This is a genomic window from Parendozoicomonas verongulae (assembly GCF_009711465.1).
GTDB classification, from domain to species: domain Bacteria; phylum Pseudomonadota; class Gammaproteobacteria; order Pseudomonadales; family Endozoicomonadaceae; genus Sansalvadorimonas; species Sansalvadorimonas verongulae.
The window spans coordinates 1-2,369 of the sequence record NZ_SMME01000633.1 but is presented as its reverse complement, the minus strand read 5'-3'; the positions used below and the strand labels follow the sequence as shown (position 1 = coordinate 2,369).

Below are 2,369 nucleotides of genomic sequence, written 5' to 3'. Positions count from 1 at the left end.
GGAAATCAAACCCTCGGGATTTGCTGCCAGCGCACAGAGAAGGAAGCATTTAAAGCGACCGCAAGAGCTCGACAATTCTCTTATGAGTATCGTTTTGAGTCGCAGGAGTATAAGGATGTCCATGAAAAGTTTTTCCTTCTGGGTGGCAGTGAGGAGCTGGAGAGGCATACACAAGTAAAACTTGTGAAAGAATTCAGTGATCTTGGCAGCGGAGTGATAGTTATACAGGCTGCTGAAGAACCACCGGCATTTGTTTCATTGGTTCCTGATGAGTTTGTTCCAGCTAGTGTTATTGAGAAGGCTATTGAGCGAACTGTTAGAGAATTTGATTGTGGTGGTTTGGTTGAGGGGGCAAGCGCTATTCTGGACTTTCTTCAGCGCTCAAGACCAAGAATAAATGGATTGTCTCCGGGAACAGCTATCGTTGATACAGGCCGGATCGCAGATAAACAGGATCAAATAACCCAGGCTATCCGTAACCTTGACAGCAGTTGCCTGCCTATTCAGGGGCCACCAGGAGCTGGCAAAACCTACACCGCTACGCGGGCTATTGCGGAGTTGCTGAAAACCGGTAAAAAAATCGGCATTGTCAGTAACAGCCATAAAGCAATAAATCACTTGCTGATCAGTACGGCTAAATACTGCCAGCAACAGAGTGTTGCGGCAAAATTTTGTTGCACGAAAGAAACCGAGCCGACGCTTAAGGAACTTGGCGTAAGTATTACAAAGAATGCTCAGCTGTCTGACTATGTTTCACCCGGTTGTGTGATAGGCACAACAGCGTGGGGCTTTTCACGGACAGACATGGAAAGTCAGCTCGATTATTTATTTGTTGATGAGGCTGGGCAGGTATCTGTCGCCAACTTTATCGCTGTTGCACGATCCGCACGTAACCTTGTGATTATGGGCGACCAAATGCAGTTGGGACAGCCCTCACAGGCTAGTCATCCCGGTGATAGTGGGTTGTCAATTCTTGATTATCTGATGCGTGATACACCGACGATTCCTGCAGATATGGGCGTTTTTCTTGATATAACCTGGAGGATGCATCCGGCGGTGAACCGGTTCATCAGTGAGCAGATTTATGAAGGAAAACTGGAATCTCACCCTGATAATGCCGGGCGGGTGATTGATGTGCCTGAAGGAGAAGACGGCATCCTTCAAAAGGATGCTGGTATTATCTATGTTCCAGTTGAGCATGAGGGTAATACACAAGGCTCTGATGAGGAGGTGGCTGTAATCAGGGAGCTTGCCCAAAGTCTTATCGGGCGTGTCTTTCATTTCAATAAAAGTGATTCGGGCAGAAAGATCGGTTGGGATGATATCCTGTTTGTTGCTCCTTATAACCTTCAGGTCAATAAGCTGAAGATGGCCTTAGGTAAGCAGGCTAGAGTTGGAAGTGTCGATAAGTTTCAAGGGCAGGAAGCACCAGTAGTATTTTTGAGTATGTGTGCCAGCGATGCCAGCGAAACACTCCGGGGGCTGGATTTCTTATTCGACCGTCATCGTATAAATGTCGCCATCTCCCGTGCCCAGTCAATGGCTATTGTTGTTGGGAACCCGGAACTGGGTCGGGTATCTGTGAATAGAGTTGAACAATTGAGGCTGGTGAATTTGTTTGATGCGGTTTTAAGTGAAGCATATGAAAGGAACTCAGCAATATAGCGACTGTCTATCTTTTTCTTAGTGAAATAAGGGGAATTGTGATGAAGGTAGGTCAGGATATGCGAGTAACACTTCCTGTTTGGTTATGTAAGGAGCTGGATATAAAGCCTGGTGACGATCTTGAATGCTTGATCGTAGACGCTCATTTAACCCTGAGGAAGAGGAATAGTACCAAAGTACAAACTAGCTTACGAAAACAATTGGCTGGTTTTCCGGTCGATCTCAGCTCTGAAGACAAGCAGTGGCTTGCCGAACACCCGAAAGGGAAAGAAGAAATTTAAGTAAGGAGTAAGCGATAGCCGTCTCACAGTGCATTCTGACGCATCCGTATCAATACCTACCTTCACTTTTCAGCCGCCAAGGTGGCGGTTCATATCGAAACTGAAATAGGTGATCAATTTTCACCCTTCTTAGCTGCCGACATAGCGGTTCACAAAAAAGAGGGCACGTCCGATCTGTGCCCTATCTTCTTAGCCGCCGACATAGCGGTTCACATTTGACTGTACGCCAGTCCCGAGAGCATCCGCTTCTTAGCCGCCGACATGGCGGTTCACTATTCGTCAGACACAAGGGATAACGTTGCAAACTTCTTAGCCGCCGACATGGCGGTTCACTTACACTATCAATGCCGTACACATCAAGTGTTCTTCTTAGCCGCCGACATGGCGGTTCACTCGTTCACCGCCAGAGCGTAGAACCTCTGG

The 2,369-nt window shown here is 47.2% G+C and carries 2 protein-coding genes and 1 CRISPR repeat array; both genes read left to right on the top strand.

The window, feature by feature from the left end; all coding sequences use genetic code 11:
- Nucleotides 1-1,665, top strand: a 1,665-nt coding sequence (locus tag E1189_RS02065; protein WP_155158415.1) for a DEAD/DEAH box helicase, incomplete at its 5' end; no start/stop codon positions are given.
- A 38-nt stretch (nucleotides 1,666-1,703) separates the two neighbouring features.
- Nucleotides 1,704-1,946: an AbrB/MazE/SpoVT family DNA-binding domain-containing protein gene (locus E1189_RS02060; RefSeq protein ID WP_155158414.1), complete on the top strand. Its 243-nt coding sequence runs from the start codon at nucleotides 1,704-1,706 to the stop codon at nucleotides 1,944-1,946.
- A 125-nt stretch (nucleotides 1,947-2,071) separates the two neighbouring features.
- Nucleotides 2,072-2,340: a CRISPR direct-repeat array (repeat unit 29 nt; unit sequence CTTCTTAGCCGCCGACATGGCGGTTCACT).
- Nucleotides 2,341-2,369 lie beyond the last annotated feature (29 nt).